We start from the raw sequence: 22809 nt of genomic DNA on the forward strand, positions 1-22809 counted from the left end.
GGCCTAGTGGCTGGGGATCGTGCCGCGTTCGGTGTGGGCCGCCTGGGGCGGTACGACGGCTCCTCCGAAGGCGAACTCGCGGAGCTTGCGCCAGACGCCGTCGGGGCCCTGCTCGTAGAGCGCGAAGGCGGTGCACGACCACTCCGCGCGGTAGTCGGCGAGCGCTTCGAAGGCGCGGTCCATCAGCTCGTCGTCGATGCCGTGCGCCACGGTGACGTGCGGGTGGTACGGGAAGTGCAGGTCGCGTGCCACGGGCCCGGAGGCGTCGCGGATCTGCTTCTGGAGCCAGGTGCAGGCGGAAGCGCCCTCGACGACCTGGACGTAGACGACCGGGGACAGCGGCCGGAAGGTCCCGGTGCCGGACAGACGCATCGGGAACGGGCGCCCGGCGGCGGCGACATCGACCAGGTGTGCCTCGATCGCGGGCAGTTGCGAGGCGTCCACCTCGGTCGGCGGCACCAGCGTGACGTGCGTGGGAATGCCGTGAGCCGCGGCGTCGCCGAAGCCCGCGCGCCGCTCCTGGAGCAGGCTGCCGTGAGGCTCCGGGACCGCGATCGACACACCGATCGTTACGGTCCCCACGTCGTCTCCTGTCGTCCTGTCGGTGGTCCTGATGGCGGTCTTCATAGTGAGCGGGGGCGGCCACGCGCGCGGCCACCCGGCTATCGACTGTACGGCCACACCTGAGTTGTGGGCAGGCGCAACCGTAGTGATGTGCAGCGCTCTGTCCAGTGGTACGTCAGTCGGTACTACGGTGCGGTCGCACGCCTCAGTGCTTGGCGGGCAGGAAGCCGACCCGGTCGTACGTCTGGGCGAGGGTCTCGGCCGCGACGGCTCGCGCCTTCTCCGCGCCCTTGGCCAGGATCGAGTCGAGCGTCTCCGGGTCGTCCAGATATTGCTCGGTGCGCTCCCTGAAGGGCGTCACGAACTCGACCATGACCTCGGCCAGGTCCGTCTTGAGCGCACCGTAGCCCTTGCCCTCGTACCTCTGCTCCAGTTCCGGGATTCCGGTGCCGGTGAGGGTCGAGTAGATGGTGAGCAGGTTGCTGACGCCCGGCTTGTGCTCCGCGTCGTAGCGGATCACGGTGTCCGTGTCGGTGACCGCGCTCTTGACCTTCTTGGCGGTCGCCTTCGGGTCGTCGAGGAGGTTGATGAGGCCCTTCGGAGTCGACGCCGACTTGCTCATCTTGATCGACGGGTCCTGAAGGTCGTAGATCTTCGCCGTCTCCTTGAGGATGTACGGCTTCGGGATCGTGAAGGTCTCGCCGAAGCGGCCGTTGAAGCGCTCGGCGAGGTCGCGGGTCAGCTCGATGTGCTGGCGCTGGTCCTCGCCGACCGGCACCTCGTGCGCCTGGTACAGCAGGATGTCGGCGACCTGGAGGATCGGGTACGTGAACAGGCCGACGCTGGCACGGTCGGCTCCCTGCTTGGCGGACTTGTCCTTGAACTGGGTCATGCGGGCCGCCTCACCGAAGCCGGTCAGGCAGTTCATGACCCAGGCGAGCTGGGCGTGCTCGGGGACATGGCTCTGGACGAAGAGCGTGCAGCGCTCCGGGTCGAGCCCGGCGGCCAGCAGCTGTGCGGTGGCGAGCCGGGTGTTGGCGCGCAGGTCCGCCGGGTCCTGCGGGACCGTGATCGCGTGCAGGTCGACGACCATGTAGAACGCGTCGTGGGACTCCTGGAGGGCCACCCACTGGCGGACGGCGCCGAGGTAGTTGCCGAGGTGGAACGAGCCTGCGGTGGGCTGGATTCCGGAGAGCACGCGGGGTCGGTCTGAGGCCATGTTCACCATTCTCTCAGGTCTTGGGGGCCGGTCAGAAACAGGCCCGGAGCCGGGTTCGGAACTCGTTCGGAACCCGTTCGGAAGAGATGCGACACGGGTGGGAACCGATCCGGCTCGGGCGGTGTACCAAATGTGTGGAGACGCGGGAGGGGGGCCGCATCGTCGATGAGGCAGCGGTGATCGCACGCGTACGCGCCGGAGAGCCGGAGGCGTACGCGGAGTTGGTGCGGGCCCACACGGGCATCGCACTCAGGGCGGCCGCGGCACTCGGGGCGGGAGCGGACGCGGAGGACGTGGTGCAGCAGGCCTTCGTCAAGGCGTACTGCGCGCTGGGCAGGTTCCGGGACGGCGCGGCGTTCAAGCCGTGGCTGCTGTCGATCGTCGCCAATGAGACGAGGAACACAGTGCGTACGGCGGCGCGTCAGCGCACGCTCGCCGGCCGGGAGGCGGCGTTCGCGGAGGCCGAGCCGCTGATACCGGAATCGGCGGACCCTGCGGTCGCCACGCTGGAGACGGAGCGCCGCGCGGCCCTGCTCACCGCCCTGGAGCAGCTGAGCGAGGAGCACCGCCTGGTCGTGACCTACCGCTATCTCCTGGAGATGGACGAACCGGAGACGGCCCAGGCCCTGGGCTGGCCGCGCGGCACGGTGAAGTCCCGGCTGAACCGCGCGTTGCGGAAACTCGGGCGGTTGCTGCCGGATTTCCGACCTCGGGAAGGGGGTGATGAGTGTGAGTGACGGACGGGAGTCGTACGACGGTGAGGGCGCCGGTGCCGGTGAGGGCTCCGGACGTCGGCGGGCGGGGCGCGATGGGCACGCGGGTGCCTCCCGGTTGCCCGCGGAGCTGCGGGCGTTGGGGCGCTCGCTGGACGCGCGGGGCGGTGGTGGAGGCGAGGGCGAGGCCGCCGGGTCCGAGACGATGGTCGAGCGGGTGCTGGCGCAGATACTGGCCGAGCAGATCCCGGTCCCCGTGCCTGTGCCCGGGCCGACCGGAGTCCGGGCGCGGATGCAGGCGGTCCGGCGCTGGATGCGGCTGCGGCGGCGGGCGCTGGTGGCGGCCCTGTGCGGTGTGCTGACGGTGCTCGTGCTCACGCCTCCGGTGCGGGCGGCGGTCTTCGACTGGTTCGGCTTCGGCGGAGTCGAGGTGCGGTACGACCCGTCGGCGGTGCCCTCGGCCGGGGCCGAGGTGCCGGGGTGCGGGCGGTCGGTGACGCTGGCGCAGGCCGGTCGGCGCGCGGGGTTCGAGCCGGTGGTGCCGGACGCGCTGGGTGTGCCGGACGCGGTGACGGTGACCGGTGAGCCGCGGGGGCGCTTTCTGGTGAGCCTGTGCTGGCGGGAGGGCGGGCACACGGTCCGGGTCGACGAGTATCCGGCGCGGCTGGACATCGGTTTCGCCAAGACGGTGCGCGAGCCGCCGGAGTGGCTGTCGCTGGACGGGACCGTCCCTCCGGAGGGCATACAGGACCCGGCGCTGTGGTTCGCGCGACCGCATCTGCTGAGCTTCTGGCTGGTGGACGCGGACGGGGACCGCTATACGCGGGAGGAGCGGACGGCGAGGCCGACGCTGTTGTGGACCCATGCGGTGAGGGGGGTTCCGGGCGGGGATCTGACGTTCCGTCTGGAGGGCGTGGGATCGAAGCGGCGGGCCTTGGAGATCGCGCGGTCGCTCGACGGGCGGGGGTAGGACGCGTTGAGCGACGGGTGTGGGTGGCGCAAGTCGTGTGAGGGGTGCGAGCAGTTCAAGCAGTGCGGGCGGAGTGGGAACCTCGGCGGGTCGAGCGGTGTACCAGAAGTGACAGGCGGCTCGCGGGCGGGCCGTACGGGGATCGGCTGGTTGGGGGTTCGGATGTCCGGAGGCGGAAGTACGGGCGGGGCAGGCGGGGTCAGGGTCACGGGCAGGCCCGGGAGGCGTTCGGGCGGGGTTCGTGAACTGACTGCACTGAGCGGGGCGTTGGCGATGACGCTGGCCCTGATGGTGTGGGGTGCGTCGGACGCTGCGGCGGGTGGACCCACGAGCGTGCTCGTGACCTCGCCGGCAAGCGGGCAGGCCAAAGCGCTGTACTACTCGGACGAACAGTACGGAAAACTCCAGCAGTTGCTCGGACCGGAGGGTAAGGGCACCCGCGACAAGCCGCCCGAGGCCGATCTGGCCCACGCCCGGCAGATCAACGTCACCTGGCTGGCGCACGACATATCACCCTGGCGGATCGACCGGGTCTTTCCGGTCGAGTCCCGACCGCAGGCGGTCTGGATCCACACGGCGGCCGACGCGTCGGAGAACACGAACCTGAACGGCTATTGGCACCGGGCGGGGCAGCCCGCCCAACTGCGCGCCCTCTTGAAGAAGTTGGGCGTGATGGGCAAGGGCACCGGTGATGGCTACTCCGGCATCTTCCCGGCGCCGTGGCAGTCGACCGAGCCCGCCACCGCCGCGCCTGACACCGACACGGGGACGGGGACGGGGACCACCACGGTGCAGGTCTCCCTGCCGGACAAGGGGCACGGCACCGACTGGTGGTGGGCGATACCGGGTGCGGCGGCCGGAGCGGTACTGGCCCTGGTTCTGCGGCCGTTCGTCGCGCGGCTGCCGTTGGACCGGTGGCGGACGAGACGGCGGGAGCCGGGGCCCAGACAGGAGTTGCGGGACGTGTGAGGGGCGGAGGGGACGAGGAGAGATGGAGAGGGGGGACGGATGGAACGCGGGAGGGGACGGGCGACGGGGCGGGCGAGGTTGCGGGGCCTGTGTCTCGTGGCTGGGCCGGTGTTGACGGTTCTGGCCGGGTCTGCTCAGGCTCAGGCTGTCGGGACGGATCAGATGTGGACCGGAGTCGTGAATCAGGCGCAGACGCGAGCTCAGGACCCGCTGCGGGACATCCCGGATCTGGCGCTGGTCGTGGCCGGTGACTCGGGCCGGACGGAGACATGGCGTTCCGGGGAGTCGTCGTTCGCCCGCCTGTGGACGCTGTTGCGGCCGACGTACGCGGGGACGGAGCGGGTGTCGCAGGAGTGGGAGGCGGGCCGGTATCCGGCGGTGCGGATCACCGTGGTGTGGGGGCTGACCGGGGTCGGGGGGTGGCCTCGGACGAGTCGGGCTCCGGGTGGTGACGTGGCGGTGGAGCGGGAGGACCAGTTGTTCGTGGCCGCGGACGGCACACCGTGGGTGCGGACGGATCCGGCTCCGGAGGTGGCGGACGACGACATCCGCTGGCATCGGGCGCCGCGCGCGGTCTTCGCGCAGATGGAGCGGGCGGGGGTGCTCGGCTCAACCGGTACCGGCAGCACGGCAGTTGGGGGCGGAGCTGGATCGGAAGGGCTTGCCGGACCTGTCTGGTGGGCGGCCGCGGGGGTGGCTGTCGGAGTCGGCGGCACGCTGCTGATACGCCGCGCGGCGGCCCGGCGTGAGACCGGACCGCCGCGCGAGGAACCTCGACAGGAACTCATCGATCTGTGAGAGTCGCCGATCTTTGACAACTCAAGAGAGAGCGTGTGTCAGCTGTCAGCCGAGGTCGATCTCCGGGTACAGCGGGAAGCCGGCGACGAGGTCGGTGGCGCGGTGGGAGATCTCGTCCGCGATCTTCGGGTCGAGGATGTGCTTGGCCTTGGACGGCGCGCCCTTGCTGGTGGTGCCGGGCTCCGTGGTGGTGAGGACGCGGTCGATGAGACCGGCGACCTCGTCCATCTCGGCGGTGCCCAGGCCACGGGTGGTCAGGGCGGGCGTGCCGATGCGGATGCCGGAGGTGTACCAGGCGCCGTTGGGGTCGGCGGGGATGGCGTTGCGGTTGGTGACGATGCCCGAGTCGAGGAGGGCGGCCTCGGCCTGGCGGCCGGTGAGGCCGTAGGAGGAGGCGACGTCGATCAGGTTGAGGTGGTTGTCGGTGCCGCCGGTGACGAGGGTGGCGCCCCGGCGCATCAGACCGTCCGCCAGCGCACGGGAGTTGTCGACGATGCGCTGGGCGTAGTCCTGGAAGGAGGGCTGCCGGGCCTCGGCGAGGGCGACGGCCTTGGCGGCCATGACGTGCGGGAGCGGGCCGCCGAGGACCATCGGGCAGCCGCGGTCGACCTGGTCCTTGAGGGAGTCGTCGCACAGGACCATGCCGCCACGCGGCCCGCGCAGCGACTTGTGGGTGGTGGTGGTGACGATCTGGGCGTGCGGGACCGGGTCGAAGTCGCCGGTCAGCACCTTGCCCGCGACCAGGCCGGCGAAGTGCGCCATGTCGACCATCAGGGTCGCCCCGACCTCGTCGGCGATCTCGCGCATGATGCGGAAGTTCACCAGGCGCGGGTAGGCGGAGTAGCCGCCGACGATGATCAGCGGCTTGAACTCACGGGCGGAGGCGCGCAGGGCCTCGTAGTCGATGAGGCCGGTGACGGGGTCGGTGCCGTAGGAGCGCTGGTCGAACATCTTGCCGGAGATGTTGGGGCGGAAGCCGTGGGTGAGGTGGCCGCCGGCGTCCAGGGACATGCCGAGCATGCGCTGGTTGCCGAAGGCCTGGCGGAGTTCGGCCCAGTCGGCGTCGGAGAGGTCGTTGACCTGGCGGACGCCCGCCTTCGCGAGGGCCGGGACCTCGACGCGGTCGGCGAGGATCGACCAGAAGGCGACGAGGTTGGCGTCGATGCCGGAGTGCGGCTGGACGTAGGCGTGGCGGGCGCCGAAGAGTTCGCGGGCGTGCTCGGCGGCAAGGGACTCGACGGTGTCGACGTTGCGGCAGCCGGCGTAGAAGCGGCGGCCGATGGTGCCCTCGGCGTACTTGTCGCTGAACCAGTTGCCCATGGCCAGGAGGGCGGCCGGGGAGGCGTAGTTCTCGGAGGCGATCAGCTTGAGCATCTCGCGCTGGTCGGCGACTTCCTGGCCGATGGCGTCGGCGACGCGGGGCTCGACGGCACGGATCACGTCGAGGGCGGCGCGGAAGGCGGTGGACTCGTTGGAAAGGGGCGCGGAATTGTCGGGCATGGGGACCTCCGGACGTGGCGTTCGGCGTTCTCGGTACGGCCCAGGCGCACGGCACACATTCCAGCTCGGGCCGCTCCCCGATGGTCGGTCCCATCCCAGCGCGCCAGTCACGGCCCGCCGGTCAGCCTACCGGGCGGGCCGGACGGTGCGGCTCCCGCGTCCACCATGCGGGCGAGGATAGGAAAGGGGCACCCTCACCCCCGGGAGACGCCGTGACCAGTACGGAAGCCAGTAGCGAAGACAGTACGGAAGCCCTCGTCGCCGCCGGCGAGGCGCACACCCCGCACAACTACCACCCGCTGCCGGTGGTCGTCGCCACCGCCGACGGGGCGTGGATGACGGACGTGCGGGGGCGGCGGTATCTGGACCTGCTCGCCGGGTACTCGGCGCTGAACTTCGGGCACGGCAATCCGCGGTTGATCGCGGCGGCGAAGGCGCAGTTGGAGCGGGTGACGCTGACGTCGCGGGCGTTCCACCACGACCGGTTCGCCGCGTTCTGCGAGCAGTTGGCGGAGCTGTGCGGCATGGAGCTGGTGCTGCCGATGAACACGGGCGCGGAAGCGGTCGAGACCGCGGTGAAGACCGCGCGGAAGTGGGGGTACCGGGTCAAGGGCGTGCCCGAAGGAAGAGCGAAGATCGTGGTGGCGGGCAACAACTTCCACGGCCGTACGACGACGATCGTCAGCTTCTCGACCGACCCGGAGGCGCGGGCGGACTTCGGGCCGTACACGCCGGGCTTCGGGGTCGTGCCGTACGGGGATCTCACCGCGATGCGGACGGCGGTCAGTGAGAACACGGTGGCCGTGTTGCTGGAGCCGATCCAGGGGGAGGCGGGGGTGCTGGTGCCGCCGGCCGGATATCTGGCGGGGGTACGGGAGTTGACGCGGGAGCGGAACGTGCTCCTCATCGCCGACGAGATCCAGTCGGGGCTCGGGCGGACGGGGCGGACGTTCGCGTGTGAGCACGAGGGGGTGGTGCCCGACATGTATGTGCTCGGGAAGGCGCTGGGCGGTGGGGTGGTGCCGGTGTCGGCGGTGGTGTCGAGTGCGGAGGTGCTGGGCGTGTTCCGGCCCGGGGAGCACGGGTCGACGTTCGGCGGGAATCCGCTGGCGTGTGCGGTGGCACTGGAGGTGATCGCGATGCTGCGGTCGGGCGAGTACCAGGCGCGGGCCGCGGAGCTGGGGGAGCATCTGCACCGGGAATTGCGGCAGTTGACGGACACCGGGCGGGTGACGGCGGTGCGTGGGCGGGGGCTGTGGGCGGGGGTCGACATCACGCCGGCGGTCGGGACGGGCCGGGAGATCTCGGAGAGGTTGATGGACCGGGGCGTCCTCGTGAAGGACACTCACGGGTCGACGATCCGGATCGCGCCGCCGCTGATGATCAGCCGGGAGGATCTGGACTGGGGGCTGGCCCAACTCCGCGCGGTGCTGGGGGTCTAGGGCCGTTGCCGGTCCGGGGAATCTCCAGAGATCGGTGAGAGGGCCCACACGGGAGGCCCGTGGCGATCTCCCCTCCCCTAGAGTCACTTTGTGCTCTTTGGAATGGTGTGCGCGCTCGGCGCGGCGGTCTGCTTCGGTACGGCGACGGTGTTGCAGGCGGTCGCCGCGCGGGCGGCCACGACCGGTGGGGGCGGGGACGCGGCGCTGTTGCTGCGGGCGCTGCGTCAGTGGCGGTATCTGGCGGGGCTGGGGCTGGACTGTCTGGGGTTCGTGTTCCAGATCGTGGCGCTGCGGTCGCTGCCCATCTACGCGGTCGGGGCGGCGCTGGCGTCGAGCCTCGCGGTGACGGCCGTGGTGGCCGCCCGGCTGCTGGGAGTTCGGCTCAGCGGGGTGGAGTGGGCGGCCGTCGGCGTGGTGTGCGCGGGGCTGGCGATGCTGGGGCTGGCGTCCGGGGCGGAGGGGCACCGGGCCGGGTCCATGGCGTTGAAGTGGGCGATGTTGGGGACGTCGGTGGCGGTGCTGTTGCTCGGGCTGGTCGGGGGGCGACTGCCGGAGCGGGGGCGGGCGTTGACGCTGGGGCTGGGGGCGGGCTTCGGGTTCGGGGTGGTCGAGGTGGCGGTTCGGTTGATCGACTCGTTGAAGCCCTCGACGCTGGTCGGCAATCCGGCGACGTACGCACTGCTGGTCGGTGGGGGTGCGGCGTTCTTGTTGCTGACGACAGCGTTGCAGCGGGGGTCTGTGACGACGGCGACGGCGGGGTTGGTGATCGGGGAGACGCTCGGGCCGGCGGCGGTGGGGGTGGTGTGGCTCGGGGACCGTACGCGGGACGGGTTGGAGTGGCTGGCGGTGTTGGGGTTCCTGGTGGCGGTGGCGGGGGCGTTGGCGTTGGCGCGTTTTGGTGAGGCGCCGGCGGAAGCAGCCGACGAAGCTCCCGTGGAAACGGCGTAGGCCAGGCCGCACGAAAACGGCGGCCTAGGTCACGGCAACACCCTGCACAACGCCTCCACCGCCCCCGCCCACGCATGGTCCGGCGGTGTGCCGTAGCCCACGACCAGGGCGTCCAGCGGATCGACGAGGGCGTGTTCGTGGCGGTAGAAGGACAGGGCGTGGAGGGCGAGGCCCTGCCAGGCGGCGGCTTGGACCACGGACTGTTCGGTGCCGGGCGGGAGGCTGAGGACGGCGTGGAAGCCGGCCGCGATGCCGGTGACGTGGACGTCGGGGGCGCGCTGGGCGAGGGCCTCGACCAGGGTGTCGCGGCGGCGGCGGTAGCGCAGGCGGGCGGCGCGAACGTGGCGGTCGTAGGCGCCGGAGGTGATGAACTCGGCGAGGGTCAGCTGGTCCAGGACGCCGCAGGTGTCGGTGCCGCCCTTGGCCTTCGCGACCTCCTCCATGAGGGAGGGGGGCAGGACCATCCAGGCGAGGCGGAGGCCGGGGGCGAGGGACTTGCTGGCGGTGCCGAGGTAGACGACGTGGTTCGGGTCGAGGCCCTGTAGGGCGCCGATGGGCTGGCGGTCGTAGCGGAACTCGCCGTCGTAGTCGTCCTCCAGGACCAGGCCGCCGGTGCGTCGGGCCCAGTCGACGACGGCGGAGCGGCGGTCGTGGTGGAGGGGGACGCCCATGGGGAACTGGTGGGCAGGGGTCAGGAGGACCCCCGGTTCGTCCGTCAACTGGCCTGGGTTCGCGCCCAGTTCGTCGAAGGGGAGCGGGCGGGTGCGCAGGCCGGCCTCGTCCAGGATCTGCCAGTGGACGGCGAGGCCGTAGGACTCCACCGCGATCGTGTGGGCGCCGCGGGCCCGCAGGACGGCGCCGAGGAGGCGCAGGCCGCCGGAGATGCCCGCGCTGATCAGGATGTGCTCGGGGTCGGCGCGTACGCCGCGGGCGCGGGAGAGGTAGGCGGCGAGGGCGGTGCGGAGTTCGACGCGGCCGCGCGGGTCGCCGTAGCCGAGGGCCTGGTACGGGGCGTTGGTGAGGGCGCGGCGGGCGGCCTTGAGCCACTCGGTGCGGGGGAAGGCGGCGAGGTCGGGGGTGCCGGGGACGAGGTCGTAGGTGGGGCGGCTGCTGAGGCGGCGGGGTGGGGTGGGGTGCGTGGGCGGGACGACAGCACTCCCCCACTGCCTTAAGGGCGTGGGAGGTGCCCCCATGCCGACGCGGGTGCCGGAGCCCTGGCGGGCGGTGAGCCAGCCCTCGGCGACGAGGTCGGCGTAGGCGTCGGCGACCGTGTTGCGGGCGATGCCCAGGTCGGCGGCGAGGGAGCGGGAGGAGGGCAGTCGGGTGCCGGGGGCGAGGCGGCCGGTGCGGACGGCGTCGCGCAGCGCGTCCGTGAGGCCGCGGCGGACGCCGGTGCTGGTGGCGGTCGGATCGAGATGCAGGTCGACGCCGAAAGTGGCCCATGATTTCGCCATGGAAATGGACCATACTCCTGGGCTGCCTGGCTTCTAGAGTCGAGACATGACCACGACACAGGAAACTCCTTACGCCCACGAGCACAGCCCCCGCCTGGACTGGGCCCAGCACGCGCCCGAGGTCTACAAGGCGATGGTCCGTCTCGACATCGCCGCCCGGCGAGGCCTCGACCCGAAGCTGCTGGAACTGGTGAAGATCCGCACCTCGCAGCTCAACCACTGCGCGTACTGCCTCGACATGCACACCAAGGACGCGCTCGCGGCGGGCGAGAGCGTGGAGCGGATCATCCAGCTCGGCGCGTGGGAGGAGTCGCGGCACTTCTACACCGAGAAGGAGCTGGCGGCGATCGAGCTGACCGAAGCGGTCACCGTGATCACGGACGGCTTTGTGCCGGACGAGGTCTACGCGCGGGCGGCCGAGCAGTTCGAGGAGGCCGAGCTGGCGCAGCTGATCGCCGCGATCACGGTGATCAACGCGTGGAACCGGTTCGGGGTGAGCACGCGGATGGTGCCGGGGCACTACAAGGCGGGACAGTTCAAGTGACGTCGCCCGCACGGGTGTTGGACCGAGTGGTGCGGGGGCGTCGGCCGTGAGCGAGGTGGAGCTGTTCCGGAGTCTGCATCGGCGGCGGCTGCCCGGTGATCCGCTGGTGCTGCCCGGGCCCTGGGACGCGGTCAGTGCGCGGGTGTTCGTGGAGGCCGGGTTCACGGCGCTCGCCACACCCAGTGCCGGGGTCGCCGCCTCGCTCGGGTGCGAGGACGGGGCGGTGCCGGCGGACGAGATGTTCGCGGCGGTCGCGCGGATCGTGCGGGCCGTGGACGTGCCGGTGTCGGCGGATGTCGAGAGCGGGTACGGGCTCGCGCCGAAGGAGCTGGTGGAGCGGCTGCTGGAGGCGGGGGCGGTGGGGTGCAACCTTGAGGACTCCGAGGGTGGGGTGCTCAAGGATCCGCGTCAGCACGCTGATTGGCTGGCCGAGGTGCGGGCGGTGGCGGCGGAGCGGTTGTTCGTCAACGCGCGGGTCGACACCTTCCTGCACGGTGACGGCAACCCCGAACGGGCCATCGAGCGGGCCGCGTTGTACGTCGCGGCAGGGGCCGACTGTGTCTATCCGATCATGGCTCCGGCCGAGGTGCTGCCGTTCCTGCGGTCCGGTATCCAGGGGCCGGTGAACGCGCTCGCGCGGCTGGACGGCGAGAGCCCCTCGCCCACCGAACTGGGTGAACTCGGGGCCACGCGCATCACGTTCGGGCCGGGGCTCCAGCGCTGGGCGGCACTCGCGCTCAAGGAGCGGGCCGTAGAGCTGAAGGGGTGACCGGGGTCAGGACAGCCAGGCCTTCCAGGTGGAGGGGTGGCTGTCCACCCACTTCTTCGCGGCGTCGGCCGGGGAGAGTTTCTGGTCGGCGATCATCAGGGAGACCTCGTTCTGGTCCTCGGTCGTCCACTTGAACTTCTTCAGGAAGGCCGCCGCCTTGCCACCCTTCTTGGCGAAGTCCGTGTTGAGGTACTTCTCCAGCGGGGTGTGGGGGTAGGCGCAGGCGACCTTGGTGGCGTCGGCGTCGCAACCCTCCTTGTAGGCGGGGAGTTTCACCTCCGTCATGGGGACCTTCTTGAAGAGCCACTGGGGTGCGTACCAGTAGGTGAGGAAGGGCTTCTTCTCCTTGGCGAACTGCTTCATCTGGGTGATCTGCGCGGCCTCCGAACCGGCGAACACCACTTGGTAGTTGAGCTTCAGGTTCGTCACCAGGGCCTTGTCGTTGGTGACGTAGGAGGGCGAGCCGTCCATCAACTGGCCCTTGCTGCCGCTCTCGGCGGTGCGGAACATCGAGGAGTACTTGTTGAGGTTCTTCCAGTCGATGATGTCCGGGTGCTGCTTGACCAGGTAGGTCGGGACGTACCAGCCGATGTGCCCGGTGACGCCGAGGCCGCCCGCGCGGGTGATCGTCTTCTTGTCGTCGACGTAGCGCTTCTCCTGGTCGGGGTGGCCCCAGTCCTCCAGGATCGCGTCGACCCGGCCCTGGCTGAGCGCGTCCCACGCGGGGACCTCGTCGACCTGGACGGTGTCGACGCGGTAGTCGAGCTTGTGCTCCAACAGGTACTGCGCGACAGCCACGTTGGCCTGTGCGCCCACCCAGGACTGGACGGAGAGGGTCACGGTCTTGGAGCCCTGCGCGTTGGCGAAGGGCGAGGCCTGCTTGGTCATGTCGGCGGCGCCACAGCCCGAGAGCAGGGCGAGGGACGTCACCGCGGCCACTGAGTAAGCCGTACGAACTCGCATGTCACGCTCCCTTCTTGGTGCGGCGTTCCGTCGGCTGGGTCACTCGGTCGAGCATCAGGCCGAGGCAGACGATCGCGGCGCCCGCCACCAGTCCGGTCGCCAGGTCGCCCTGTGCCAGGCCGAACACGGCGTCGTAGCCGAGCGCGCCGCCGCCGACCAGGCCGCCGATGATGACGACGGCGAGGACGAGGACCACACCCTGGTTGACGGCGAGGAGCAACGCCGGGCGGGCGAGCGGGAGTTGGATCTGCCGCAGCTGCTGGGCGCTGGTCGCGCCGAGTGAGCGGGCCGATTCCAGGGCGGCCGGGTCGACCTGGCGCAGGCCCTGGGTGGTGATGCGGACGACGGCGGGGAGGGCGTAGACGACCGCCGCCGCGACGGCCGGGGCGCGGCCGACGCCGAAGAGGGCGACGACCGGGATCAGGTACACGAACTGCGGCATCGTCTGGCAGACGTCGAGGACGGGGCGCAGGGCGCGTTCGAAGCGGTCGCTGCGGGCGGCGGCGATGCCGGTCGCGAAGCCGAGGACGAGGGTGACGGCCACGGCTGCGAGTACCTGCGACAGGGTGTCGAGGGACGGCTTCCACACGCCGAGCACGCCGATCGCGGCCATGGCGAGGACGGCGGTGAGCGCGGTGCGCCAGGTGCCGATCACCCAGGCGAGGGCGGCGACGATCAGCAGCACCGACCACCACGGCAGCCACTGGAGGCCGTCGCGTACGGGGTCCAGGACCCAGGTGGTGAAGTGGCCGGCCCAGTCGGCGGTGCCGCCGAGGTAGGGGACGCCGGAGTAGAGGTGGGCGGTCATCCAGTCGACGACGCGGTTCACCGGTTCGGCGATGTTCAGGGTCCAGCCGGAGGGCCAGTCCAGGGCGCCGGCGAGCCGGGCCACCACCGCTACGGCCACGGTGGCGCCGAGCGCGTACAGCCACGGGCGGAGAGTCGACCCCGGTTCGCCCGCGGACTCGTCGGTCTGTTCGCCCGCCGCCGCGGTCACTCGGTCCAGTACGACGGCCAGGAGCACGATCGGGATGCCGGCGGCCAGGGCCGCGCCGACGTCCACGGAGGCGAGTGCCTGGTAGACGCGGTCGCCGAGGCCTCCGGCGCCGATGACGGAGGCGATGACGGCCATGGAGAGGGCCATCATGATCGTCTGGTTGAGGCCGAGGAGGAGTTGCTTGCGGGCCAGCGGGAGCCGTGCCGTCAACAGGCGTTGGCGTCCGGTGGCGCCCAGGGACTCGACGGCTTCCAGGACCTCCGGGTCGGCGTTGCGCAGGCCGAGCGCGGTGAGGCGGGCCATGGGCGGGGCGGCGTAGACGACGGTGGCGAGGACGGCGGCGGGGACGCCGATGCCGAAGACCAGGACGACGGGGAGGAGGTAGGCGAAGGCCGGGAGCACCTGCATGGTGTCCAGGACCGGGCGCAGTGCGCGGTCCGTGCGCTCGGAGAGGCCGCCGGCCAGGCCGAGCAGGGCGCCCACGACGACCGAGGTGAGCACCGCGACCACCATCAGCGCGAGGGTCTGCATGGTCGGGACCCACATGCCGAGCAGTCCGCAGGCGAGGAAGGCGACGCCGGTTCCGACCGCGAGCCGTACGCCCGCCACCCGCCAGGCGACGAGGGCGCCGAACGCGGTGACGCCCGCCCAGCCCGCGGCGAGCAGCACCAGGTAGACGGCGCGTACGGAGAGGACGACGGCGTTGCTGATGTAGCCGAAGAAGTAGAGGAACACCGGGGAGCTGTCGCGGTTGTCGATGATCCAGTCGTTGGCCCGGCCCAGCGGACCGGACAGGTCGACGGTGAGGTCGTGCGGCCAACTCCCGCTGGCCCAGTGCGCGTTGGCGAGCGGTACGAGGATCGCGGCGGCGAGCGCGAGCAGCAGGAGCTTGTGCGCGGCCCGGTGCCGGAGGACGCCGGGGAGGGCGAGACGGGGGGCGGGTGCGGTGGCCGTTGCCATCAGACCGCCTCCTTGCCGGTGCCGGCGAGCTCCGCCCCGGCCACGACGTCCAGCAGCCGGGCATGGTCGACCACGCCCAGGCAGTGGCCGTCCTCGACGACGCAGGCGGGCTTTCCGCTGCGGGACACGACCTTGATGGCCTCGGCGACGACCGCGTCGGCCGCGAGGGCGCCGGGGTGCTCCCGGTCTCCGCAGTCCCCGGGCCGCATCGCCGTACGGACCGTCATGACGTCCGCGCGCGGGACGTCGCGCACGAACTCGCGGACGTAGTCGTCGGCGGGTGAGCCGACGATCTCCTCGGGGGTGCCGAGCTGGACGATGCGGCCGTCGCGCATCAGGGCGATGCGGTCGCCGAGTTTCAGCGCCTCGTTCAGGTCGTGGGTGATGAAGACCATCGTGCGGCCCTCTTCCTGGTGCAGCCGGACGACCTCCTCCTGCATGTCGCGCCGGATCAGCGGGTCGAGCGCGCTGAACGGCTCGTCGAACAGCAGGACTTGGGGGTCGACCGCCAACGCCCGGGCCAGGCCGACGCGTTGGCGCTGGCCGCCGGAGAGCTGGCCGGGGCGGCGCTGCTCCATGCCTTCCAGGCCGACCTTGGTGACGACCTCGGCGGCGCGGCGGCGGCGCTCGGCCTTGCCGACGCCCTGGATCTCCAGGCCGTAGGCGACGTTGTCGAGGACCGTGCGGTGCGGGAGGAGGCCGAAGTGCTGGAAGACCATCGCGGCGCGGTGGCGGCGGAGTTCGCGCAGCCGGGACCTGTCCATCGCGCGGACGTCCTCGCCGTCGATGGCGATGGTGCCGGCGGTGGGTTCGATGAGGCGGGTGAGGCAGCGGACCAGGGTGGACTTGCCGGAGCCGGACAGGCCCATCACCACGAAGACCTCGCCCTTGCGGACGTCGAAGGAGACGTCGCGGACGGCGGCGGTGCAGCCGGTGCGGGTGCGCAGGTCGGCGGCGTCGAGGGCGGTGAGTTCGGGGTCGGCGGGGACCTGGTCGGCCTTCGGGCCGAAGACCTTCCAGAGGCCGTCCACCGAGAACACGGGGTTGCCGGAGACGCTGGGGGTACTGGAGGTACTCGTCGTCGCGGTACTCATCACGCACCATCTCCGATCAGGTCGACAGCCCTCTCGCCGACCATGAGCACCCCGATCATCGGGTTCACGGCGGGCATGGTCGGGAAGACGGAGGCATCGGCGATGCGGATGCCGTCCAGGCCGCGGACCCTCAACTCGGGGTCGACCACGGCCAGTTCGTCGGTGTCGTCGCCCATGCGGCAGGTGCCGGCCGGGTGGTAGACGGTGTGGGCGACCTTGCGGGCGTACTCGCTCAGTTCCGCGTCGCCGAGGATCTCCGGGCCGGGGCACACCTCGCGCTTGAGCCAGCGGGCGAGTGGTTCGGTCTTCGCGATCTCGCGGGCGATGCGGATGCCGTCGACGAGGGTGCGGCCGTCGTAGTCGTCCTCGTCGGTGAAGTACCGGAAGTCCAGGGCGGGTTTGACGGCCGGGTCGGCGCTCTCCAGGTACAGGCGCCCGCGGCTCTTCGGCTTGGGGATGTTCGGGGTCATGGAGACGCCGAACTCCGGGCGTTCGTAGCCGAGGCGCTCGGGATTGTCCGTGAAGGGGACCTGGTAGAAGTGGAACATCAGGTCCGGGCCCGGGAGTTGGGGGTCGCGGCGCACGAACAGGCCCGCGTCGGAGTCCATCGCGGAGTTCTCCGGGATCGGCCCGTTCGTCTCCCAGACGATCACCGACTCGGGGTGGTCGAGGAGGTTCTCGCCGACGCCCGGGAGGTCTACGGCGACCGGGATGCCGAGCGCTTCGAGATCCTTGCGGGGGCCGATGCCCGAGTGCAGGAGCAGCCGCGGGGAGTCGACGGCGCCGGCGCACAGGACGACCTCGCGGCGGGCGCGGACGAGGAGTTCCTCGCCGTCCTCGGTGCGGACGTGCACGCCTTCCGCGCGGGTGCCGTTCAGCTCCAGCCGGTGCGCCCAGGTCTCAAGGAAGAGGGTGAGGTTGGGGCGCTCGTCCATCACCGGGTGGAGATACGCGACGGACGCGCTGGACCGCTTGTTGTTCTCCGGGTGGTATGCGAGGTCGAAGAAGCCGACGCCGTCCGTGAACGGCGCCTTGTTGAAGCCCTCGACGCGCGGGACGTCGAGTGCTTCCTGGGCCGCCTCGACGAAGTCGCGGGCGATGGCGTTCCGGTCCTTCTCGTCGACGGGGACGATGTTGTTGAGGAGGCGGGCGTAGTACGCCTCCATCGATATCGAGCCCCAGCCCTTGGCGCCGGCCGCCTCCCACTCGTCCCAGTCGGACGGCAGCGGCTTGAAGGCGATGAGGGTGTTGTGCGAGGAGCAGCCGCCGAGCACGCGGGCGCGGCTGTGCCGGATGTGGGAGTTGCCGCGCGGCTGCTCGGTGGTCGGGTAGTCGTAGTCCAGGTCGCCGCCGAGGAGGCCCATCCAGCGGCGCAGGGTCAGTACGTCCTCGCGGCCGACGTCGCTGGGGCCGCCTTCGATGACGGCGACGGTGACGTCGGGGTTCTCGGTGAGGCGGGAGGCGATGACGGAGCCTGCGGTGCCGCCGCCGATGACGACATAGTCGTACATGTACTCGTTCTCGGGCATGGGGGTACTCACTCCAGTCGGAAAAGATCGAGGCGGGGCTCAGCCCGCGAGGCAGCCGGGAGCCGGGAGCCGGGACCGGGGGATCAGCCCGCGAACCAGCGCACCGGCTTCGGCGCCAGGTTCTGGTAGACGTGCTTGGCCTCGCGGTACTCGGCGAGTCCGGCGGGGCCGAGTTCGCGGCCCACACCGCTCTTTCCGAAGCCGCCCCACTCCGCCTGCGGGAGGTAGGGGTGGAAGTCGTTGATCCAGACGGTGCCGTGCCGCAGCCGTCCGGCGACGCGGCGCGCGCGGCCCGCGTCGGCGGTCCAGACGGCGCCCGCGAGGCCGTACTCGGTGTCGTTGGCGAGCGCGACCGCCTCGTCCTCGGTGCGGAAGGTCTCGACGGTGAGGACCGGTCCGAAGACCTCCTCGCGTACGACGGTCATCTCGCGGTGGCACTGGTCGAGGACGGTCGGCTCGTAGAAGTAGCCGGTGGCGGGCCGGGTCGCGGTGGGCTCGGGGCGCTTGCCGCCGGAGCGCAGCACCGCGCCCTCGGCCAGGGCGGAGGCGACGTACGACTCGGTCTTGGCGCGCTGCTGTTCGGAGACGAGGGGGCCGCACTCGACGCCGTCCTCGGTGCCGCGGCCGAGGCGGATCTTCTCGGCGCGGCGGGCGAGTTCGGCGACGAAGCGCTCGCGGACGGACTCCTCGACGATGAGGCGGGCGCCCGCGGAGCAGACCTGGCCGCTGTGGATGAAGGCCGCGTTGAGAGCCTGGTCGACGGCGGTGTCGAAGCCCTCCTCGGTGGCGCAGGCGTCGGCGAAGACGACATTGGGGTTCTTGCCGCCGAGTTCGAGGGCGACCTTCTTGACGGTCACGGCGGCGGCCTGGGCGACCTTCGTGCCGCTGATGAGGCCGCCGGTGAAGGAGACGAGGTCGACGTCGGGGTGCTCGGCGAGCCGGGCGCCGACCGAGTGGCCGGGGCCGGTGACGATGTTGGCGACACCGGCGGGCAGACCGGCCTCGACGAGCAGGTCGATCAGGGCGACCGTCGTCAGCGGGGTGATCTCGCTGGGCTTGACGACGAAGGTGTTGCCGGCCGCGAGGGCGGGCGCGATCTTCCAACTCGCCTGGAGCAGCGGGTAGTTCCAGGGGGTGATCAGCGCGCAGACACCGACGGACTCGTGCACGACGACGCTGTGCACCTCGGGCGTGCCCGCGTCGACGACCCGGCCGGGGGCCTCACCCGCGACGAGGTCGGCGAAGTAGCGGAAGGCGTCGGCGACACAGTCGATGTCGACACGACCTTCTTCTACGGTCTTGCCCGCGTCCCGGCTCTCCAGCAGCCCGAGCTGTTCGCGGTCGCGCACGAGGAGGTCGGCGACGCGGCGCAGCAGGGCGGCGCGCTCGGTGACGGGGGTGAGCGGCCAGGCTCCCTGGCCGCCGTCGAAGGCGGCACGGGCGGCGGCCACGGCTATGTCCGTGTCCTTCTCGTCGCCCTCCGCGACCACGGCGAACGGCAGCGCGTCCGCGGGGTCGATGATCTCGCGGGTGGCGCCGGAGACCGCTTCGAGCCACTCCCCGCCCGCGTGAATGGTCTTCCCCGCCTGCTGTTCCGTGTTGTCGGCCATGATCGGTATTGCCTTCCGTTCCTGTTCAGCGCCCCAGCGTCACCTAACTGTCACTCTCGGGGACTGCGAGCGCCTGCCCGGGACGTCCGTATGCATGCGTAATCCATGGCCGAAAGTGGGCCGCGTCACTGAACATGTGGACATATGGGGCGAAACGTAGGCTCGCCGATGGCACGGGCCACGAAGGCGACGGTGCGGCCCCGGGTCAGTTAACGGAGGCGTCGTCGCAGGTCCCTGCCTGCGGGCAGAACCAGGTCACCGCCGTGGCGAGCAGCTGGAGCTCGTCCTCGCGGCCGTCCGCGTCGGGGCCGTAGGCGGCGACGGCGTAGATGGTGCCGTCGGAGGCGACGAAGCGTTCGTCGTAGACATGCCAGGTGCCGATGTCGGGCTCGCCCTTGAGGGAGCCGGCCGTGTACTCCAGTCGTGAACCCGTGAAGGTGCCGTCATCGAGGGTCTGAAGGCCGAGCTTGTGGAAGCCGTCCGGCTTGGGTGTCTCGTCGGAGAGGTAGAGCTCGAACGACGCGGCCGGGGAGGGCTCTGCCACCTGGTACACCTGAAGCCGGTGTTCGCCGTCCCCGCTGCGGTAGTTGACCACGTCGATGCCGTACGAGGACGCCACCGTGGAGCGGGTCCAGCCGTCCGGGTAGGCGATCCGGAAGCCCTCGGGGTCCTCGTGCGACTGGTAGCCGGCGGGGAGTTCCGGGGTGGAGGCGGAAGGGGACGCGGTGTCGGTCGAAGGGGACGGGGACACGTCCGTCGGTTCCGAGGTGCCGGGCGTCGGCGACGACGCGGCGACCGTGTGACCGCCCTTGCCGTCGTCGTCCCCCGACTCGACCACGAGGGTGAGCACCAGGCTCACGGCCACACCGACCACGGCGGCACCGACGACCACGGACCAGACGAGCCGGCGGCTGAACCCGGGGCGAGGCCACCCGGGGACCGGCGCTCCGACGCCGGTCAGCGGCTCGGGCGAGGGCCAGAAGCCGGGCCCAGGGTCGGCGCCGGCGCCGGTTCCCGCTCCGGCGTCGCTGCCCGCGCCCATGCCGCTCGGCCCGTGCCACGTGCCCGCCTCGGCCGGCCAGGGCACCGGCACCGGCCCCGGCGGCAGGGTGGGCGGCGTACGGGCCTCACTCGGCGCGTCCGCCGCCGCCCACCACTCCGGCATGGAGTCCGGTCGGGGCGGAGGCAGGAGCGAGGGCGGAGGCAAGGGCGAGGGCGGGGCCGGAGGCGGGGTCACCGAAGCTGTCGGCGCCTCCGGGCCAACGGCCCCGGCACCCGCCACGTCCCCCGAACCCGAGCCCAGGCCCGTCGCCGCACCGGAACCCGAGCCCGTCGCCGCACCCGAGCCCAAGCCCGCCCCCGAGCCCAAGCCCTCCCCCGAGCCCGTCCCCGTACCGTCGCCGTCCTCCCACCGCTGGGTCTCCTCGTTCCAGTACCGCGGCCCCGGTCCCCCGCTCATGGCGTCCCTCTCCCGCCCCGACTCACAGCCCGACCAACCCGGCCACGGCACCCGCCGACGCGAGCACGCCGAGCAGGGCCTGCGAGTCGGCGAGCAGTTCCCGGAGGCGTTCGCGGCGCGTCGGGGCCGCCTCGCCGGTGCGGGTGATCTCGTCCTCCGTGTCGGCGAGCGCCGCGTCCAGCGCCGCCGTCCGGTCCGTGCCGCGCACCCGGGTGAGATCGGCGCGCAACTCCCGTACTGCCTTCAGGAGTTCCTCGGCCGCCTCGTCGCGCTGCGGTGCCGTGCCGTGGTGACTGACGGCCTGCGCGTGGCTGCCGACGGCGAAGGTGCTGTGGGAGACGTCTCCGAAGCTGACGTTCGGCTCATCCGTTGCCATCGGTCGAGGGTCCCTTCATGAGGTCGTGAGATTCATCAGGTCGCGGGGTTCATAGGGTCGCGCGGCTCATCAGGCCGTGGAGTTCGTGGAGTTCGTCGTGCGGGTGGAGGACGCGGACCCGTGATCGCCGACCACGAACGTGCTGCCCTCCACCTTGTGCGCGTGCACGGTGTTGTTGCTGATGTTCGTGACCTTGCTGACGAACTCGCCCGTCAGACAGCCGGCTTCGGCGAGCGCGTCGCGCACCCCGTTGGCGACCCGGTCCTGCATGTTGCGCAGATACCGCTGGACGTCCATCTCCTGGAACGTGGACCCGGCCGGCGCCGAGCCCAACTCCCGTACGGACAGGGCCGGTCCGTCGGGCAGCGCGCCCGCGTAGCCGCCGGTCAGCAGCCGCCAGGCGTAGCTCAGGCCACGACCGAGGACGACGACGGAGCCGACCGCGGAGCGGGGTACCCGGGCGACGGCCCAAGCGGCCTTGCCGAGCGCGTTGTTGTGGCGGAAGCGGTGGGCCGTACGGTCCGCGTTCTTGAAGTCCTCGCGGATCGGCAGCAGGACGTGCGGGGCGATCTCCAGGGTGAGCATGCGCCCCTGGGTGTGGACGCGCACGAACACCGTGACGACCAGCTCCTCCTCCCAGCCGCCGACGCGGATGCGCAGGAAGTGCCGCCGCTTCTCGGCGCCCTCCTCGACCGCGCGCGCCCGGTGGTCCTCGAAGGCCTGCGGGTAGTACGGCGCCTCCTCGCGCCGCGACAGCCCCTCCGCGGGCAGGAACACGCACTCGTCGATCTCCAGCCGGCGCAGCCGGTCGCGCCCCAGGTGGACGGCGTGGTCGGCGGGCAGCCGGAGTTGGGCGAGCAGGGGGCGGATCGTCTCCAGGACCGTGCGGTTGCTGATCGGCCGCTGTTCCTTCTCGGGGTCGGGCCGCATCTCGACCGCGAGCACCCAGGTCTCGTACGGCACTCCGGCCCCGCAGAACGGGCGGGCCTCGTGGTACATGACCAGCGGCGCGTGCTGTTCGATCCGCACCCGGTTCCTGAGCCGCTGGAAGCGCTGGCCCTCGCCCCGCTCGGCGGGGTCGCTCGCGGCGTCCGGGAAGCGCTGCGGGGACAGTTCGGCGGCCAACACCCGGGCGAACTGCCCGCGTTGGGCCGCCAGGCAGAACGCGATCAGCGCGAACAGGGCGAGAGTGAGCCAGGCCTGCCAGGGCTTGATCAGGCTGTCGAAGTCGTCGGTGCTGGGGACCAGCAGATCGGTGGCGCCGGAGGAGCCGTCGCCGTAGAGACCGGACGAGCCCGAGGAACCGAACGAGTCGTACGACCCGTAGGACCCGGAGGTCGAACCGTAGGACGACGAGTCGTCCGAGCCGCCGCCGAAGGCCAGGACCACCGTGAAGAACAGCAGGAACGCGAACATGAGGCGGCCCCACCAGCGGAACAGGAAGGCGCCCACCAGCCGGTACAGCGGCGGATGCGCCGCCCGGCCCCTGATCCAGCCGCCGATCGCGAGGTAGAGGCTGGGGAACAGGAACAGGGTCAGCAACCAGCCGGTGAGCACCGAGCCCACCACCCACAGACCGAGGATCGCCCCGGCCCACTGCACCTCCTGGCGGCGGGCGCGCAGCGCGTGCGCGAGGACGCGGGCCGCGTCGAAGCCGAGCGAAGGGGCCACGATGCGTTGCTCGTTGAGGTGCAGTTCGTCGATGACTCGGTCGCGGTACCCGGCGTCCAGATAGGTGCCCGCACACAGCAGCCGGGTGGCCTCACTGGCGTGCGGCGGCGTGGGAGGCGGCTGTGGTTGTGGCTGTTGCGGCACGAAAGCGGTACTCACGCGACTCCCCCGATGCGCGGAACTTGCCTGCTGAACATCACACCTCAGCAGTTACTGACAGAGAGTCAGCATAGACCCGCACTGCGCCACGATGGACTCCA

20 protein-coding genes and 1 riboswitch are annotated in these 22809 nt (G+C 71.4%); of the genes, 8 read left to right on the forward strand and 12 right to left on the reverse strand.

Translation table 11 applies throughout. The features are described 5' to 3' along the window. Positions 1 to 3: 3 nt before the first annotated feature. Entirely contained in the window at positions 4 to 582 is a 579-nt protein-coding gene (locus tag OG194_RS17555) for a 2'-5' RNA ligase family protein (RefSeq protein WP_327401790.1), read from the reverse strand. A 187-nt stretch (positions 583 to 769) separates the two neighbouring features. Further along, positions 770 to 1783: a tryptophan--tRNA ligase gene (gene trpS, locus OG194_RS17560; RefSeq protein ID WP_327401791.1), complete on the reverse strand. Its 1014-nt coding sequence runs from the start codon at positions 1781 to 1783 to the stop codon at positions 770 to 772. A gap of 176 nt (positions 1784 to 1959) precedes the next feature. Here trpS and OG194_RS17565 point away from each other — a divergent pair, with 176 nt between their 5' ends. The 4 genes from OG194_RS17565 (at position 1960) to OG194_RS17580 (ending at position 5233) form a co-directional block, all read left to right on the forward strand. Further along, a complete protein-coding gene (locus OG194_RS17565) occupies positions 1960 to 2520 on the forward strand; it encodes an RNA polymerase sigma factor (RefSeq protein WP_327401792.1) in 561 nt (186 codons plus the stop codon). Next, positions 2507 to 3466 carry a hypothetical protein gene (locus OG194_RS17570; protein ID WP_327401793.1) on the forward strand — a complete coding sequence of 320 codons (960 nt, stop codon included), beginning with the start codon at positions 2507 to 2509 and terminating at the stop codon, positions 3464 to 3466. Before OG194_RS17565 ends, OG194_RS17570 begins: the two co-directional genes overlap by 14 nt. Before the next feature lie 273 nt (positions 3467 to 3739). Further along, positions 3740 to 4435 (forward strand): hypothetical protein, encoded by a 696-nt coding sequence (locus OG194_RS17575; RefSeq protein WP_327401794.1) that lies wholly within the window; start codon positions 3740 to 3742, stop codon positions 4433 to 4435. A 39-nt stretch (positions 4436 to 4474) separates the two neighbouring features. Next, complete coding sequence (locus tag OG194_RS17580) at positions 4475 to 5233, forward strand: hypothetical protein (protein ID WP_442811582.1); 759 nt, start codon at positions 4475 to 4477, stop codon at positions 5231 to 5233. A 45-nt stretch (positions 5234 to 5278) separates the two neighbouring features. Here OG194_RS17580 and OG194_RS17585 read toward each other — a convergent pair whose 3' ends face one another. Beyond that, positions 5279 to 6733 carry a glycine hydroxymethyltransferase gene (locus OG194_RS17585; RefSeq protein ID WP_327401796.1) on the reverse strand — a complete coding sequence of 485 codons (1455 nt, stop codon included), beginning with the start codon at positions 6731 to 6733 and terminating at the stop codon, positions 5279 to 5281. Positions 6734 to 6764: 31 nt separating this feature from the next. After that, positions 6765 to 6854: riboswitch (ZMP/ZTP riboswitch) on the reverse strand. 91 nt (positions 6855 to 6945) lie between these two features. Between OG194_RS17585 and rocD the strand changes: the two genes are divergently transcribed. Together rocD and OG194_RS17595 are read left to right on the forward strand one after the other, a co-directional pair. After that, positions 6946 to 8175: an ornithine--oxo-acid transaminase gene (gene rocD / locus OG194_RS17590; RefSeq protein WP_327401797.1), complete on the forward strand. Its 1230-nt coding sequence runs from the start codon at positions 6946 to 6948 to the stop codon at positions 8173 to 8175. Between the two features lie 102 nt (positions 8176 to 8277). After that, complete coding sequence (locus OG194_RS17595) at positions 8278 to 9123, forward strand: hypothetical protein (RefSeq protein WP_327407117.1); 846 nt, start codon at positions 8278 to 8280, stop codon at positions 9121 to 9123. A gap of 29 nt (positions 9124 to 9152) precedes the next feature. On the opposite strand, the gene pdxR is transcribed toward OG194_RS17595, so the two are convergent. Beyond that, positions 9153 to 10577, reverse strand: a complete 1425-nt coding sequence (gene pdxR, locus OG194_RS17600) for a MocR-like pyridoxine biosynthesis transcription factor PdxR (protein ID WP_327401798.1) — start codon at positions 10575 to 10577, stop codon at positions 9153 to 9155. A 46-nt stretch (positions 10578 to 10623) separates the two neighbouring features. Here pdxR and OG194_RS17605 point away from each other — a divergent pair, with 46 nt between their 5' ends. Beyond that, complete coding sequence (locus tag OG194_RS17605; protein ID WP_327401799.1) at positions 10624 to 11121, forward strand: carboxymuconolactone decarboxylase family protein; 498 nt, start codon at positions 10624 to 10626, stop codon at positions 11119 to 11121. A gap of 46 nt (positions 11122 to 11167) precedes the next feature. Continuing rightward, positions 11168 to 11890 (forward strand): isocitrate lyase/PEP mutase family protein, encoded by a 723-nt coding sequence (locus OG194_RS17610; protein WP_327401800.1) that lies wholly within the window; start codon positions 11168 to 11170, stop codon positions 11888 to 11890. 6 nt (positions 11891 to 11896) lie between these two features. Here OG194_RS17610 and OG194_RS17615 read toward each other — a convergent pair whose 3' ends face one another. The 8 genes from OG194_RS17615 to OG194_RS17650 form a co-directional block, all read right to left on the reverse strand. Further along, positions 11897 to 12853, reverse strand: coding sequence for an ABC transporter substrate-binding protein (locus OG194_RS17615; RefSeq protein ID WP_327401801.1), 957 nt, complete (start codon positions 12851 to 12853; stop codon positions 11897 to 11899). A 1-nt stretch (position 12854) separates the two neighbouring features. Continuing rightward, on the reverse strand, positions 12855 to 14810 hold the full coding sequence (locus OG194_RS17620) for an ABC transporter permease (RefSeq protein WP_327401802.1): 1956 nt from the start codon (positions 14808 to 14810) through the stop codon (positions 12855 to 12857). Next, positions 14810 to 15904, reverse strand: a complete 1095-nt coding sequence (locus OG194_RS17625; protein WP_327401803.1) for a quaternary amine ABC transporter ATP-binding protein — start codon at positions 15902 to 15904, stop codon at positions 14810 to 14812. Before OG194_RS17625 ends, OG194_RS17620 begins: the two co-directional genes overlap by 1 nt. Next, positions 15904 to 17433 (reverse strand): GMC family oxidoreductase, encoded by a 1530-nt coding sequence (locus OG194_RS17630; RefSeq protein WP_327401804.1) that lies wholly within the window; start codon positions 17431 to 17433, stop codon positions 15904 to 15906. The genes OG194_RS17625 and OG194_RS17630 overlap by 1 nt, the downstream gene beginning before the upstream one ends. Positions 17434 to 17516: 83 nt before the next feature. After that, entirely contained in the window at positions 17517 to 19043 is a 1527-nt protein-coding gene (locus tag OG194_RS17635) for an aldehyde dehydrogenase family protein (protein WP_327401805.1), read from the reverse strand. 205 nt (positions 19044 to 19248) lie between these two features. Further along, a complete protein-coding gene (locus OG194_RS17640) occupies positions 19249 to 20502 on the reverse strand; it encodes a hypothetical protein (RefSeq protein ID WP_327401806.1) in 1254 nt (417 codons plus the stop codon). Positions 20503 to 20524: 22 nt separating this feature from the next. After that, positions 20525 to 20878: a hypothetical protein gene (locus OG194_RS17645; RefSeq protein ID WP_327401807.1), complete on the reverse strand. Its 354-nt coding sequence runs from the start codon at positions 20876 to 20878 to the stop codon at positions 20525 to 20527. Between the two features lie 69 nt (positions 20879 to 20947). Beyond that, positions 20948 to 22708: a hypothetical protein gene (locus tag OG194_RS17650; protein WP_327401808.1), complete on the reverse strand. Its 1761-nt coding sequence runs from the start codon at positions 22706 to 22708 to the stop codon at positions 20948 to 20950. Between the last annotated feature and the right edge of the window lie 101 nt (positions 22709 to 22809).

Source organism: Streptomyces sp. NBC_01288 (assembly GCF_035982055.1).
Lineage (GTDB): Bacteria > Actinomycetota > Actinomycetes > Streptomycetales > Streptomycetaceae > Streptomyces.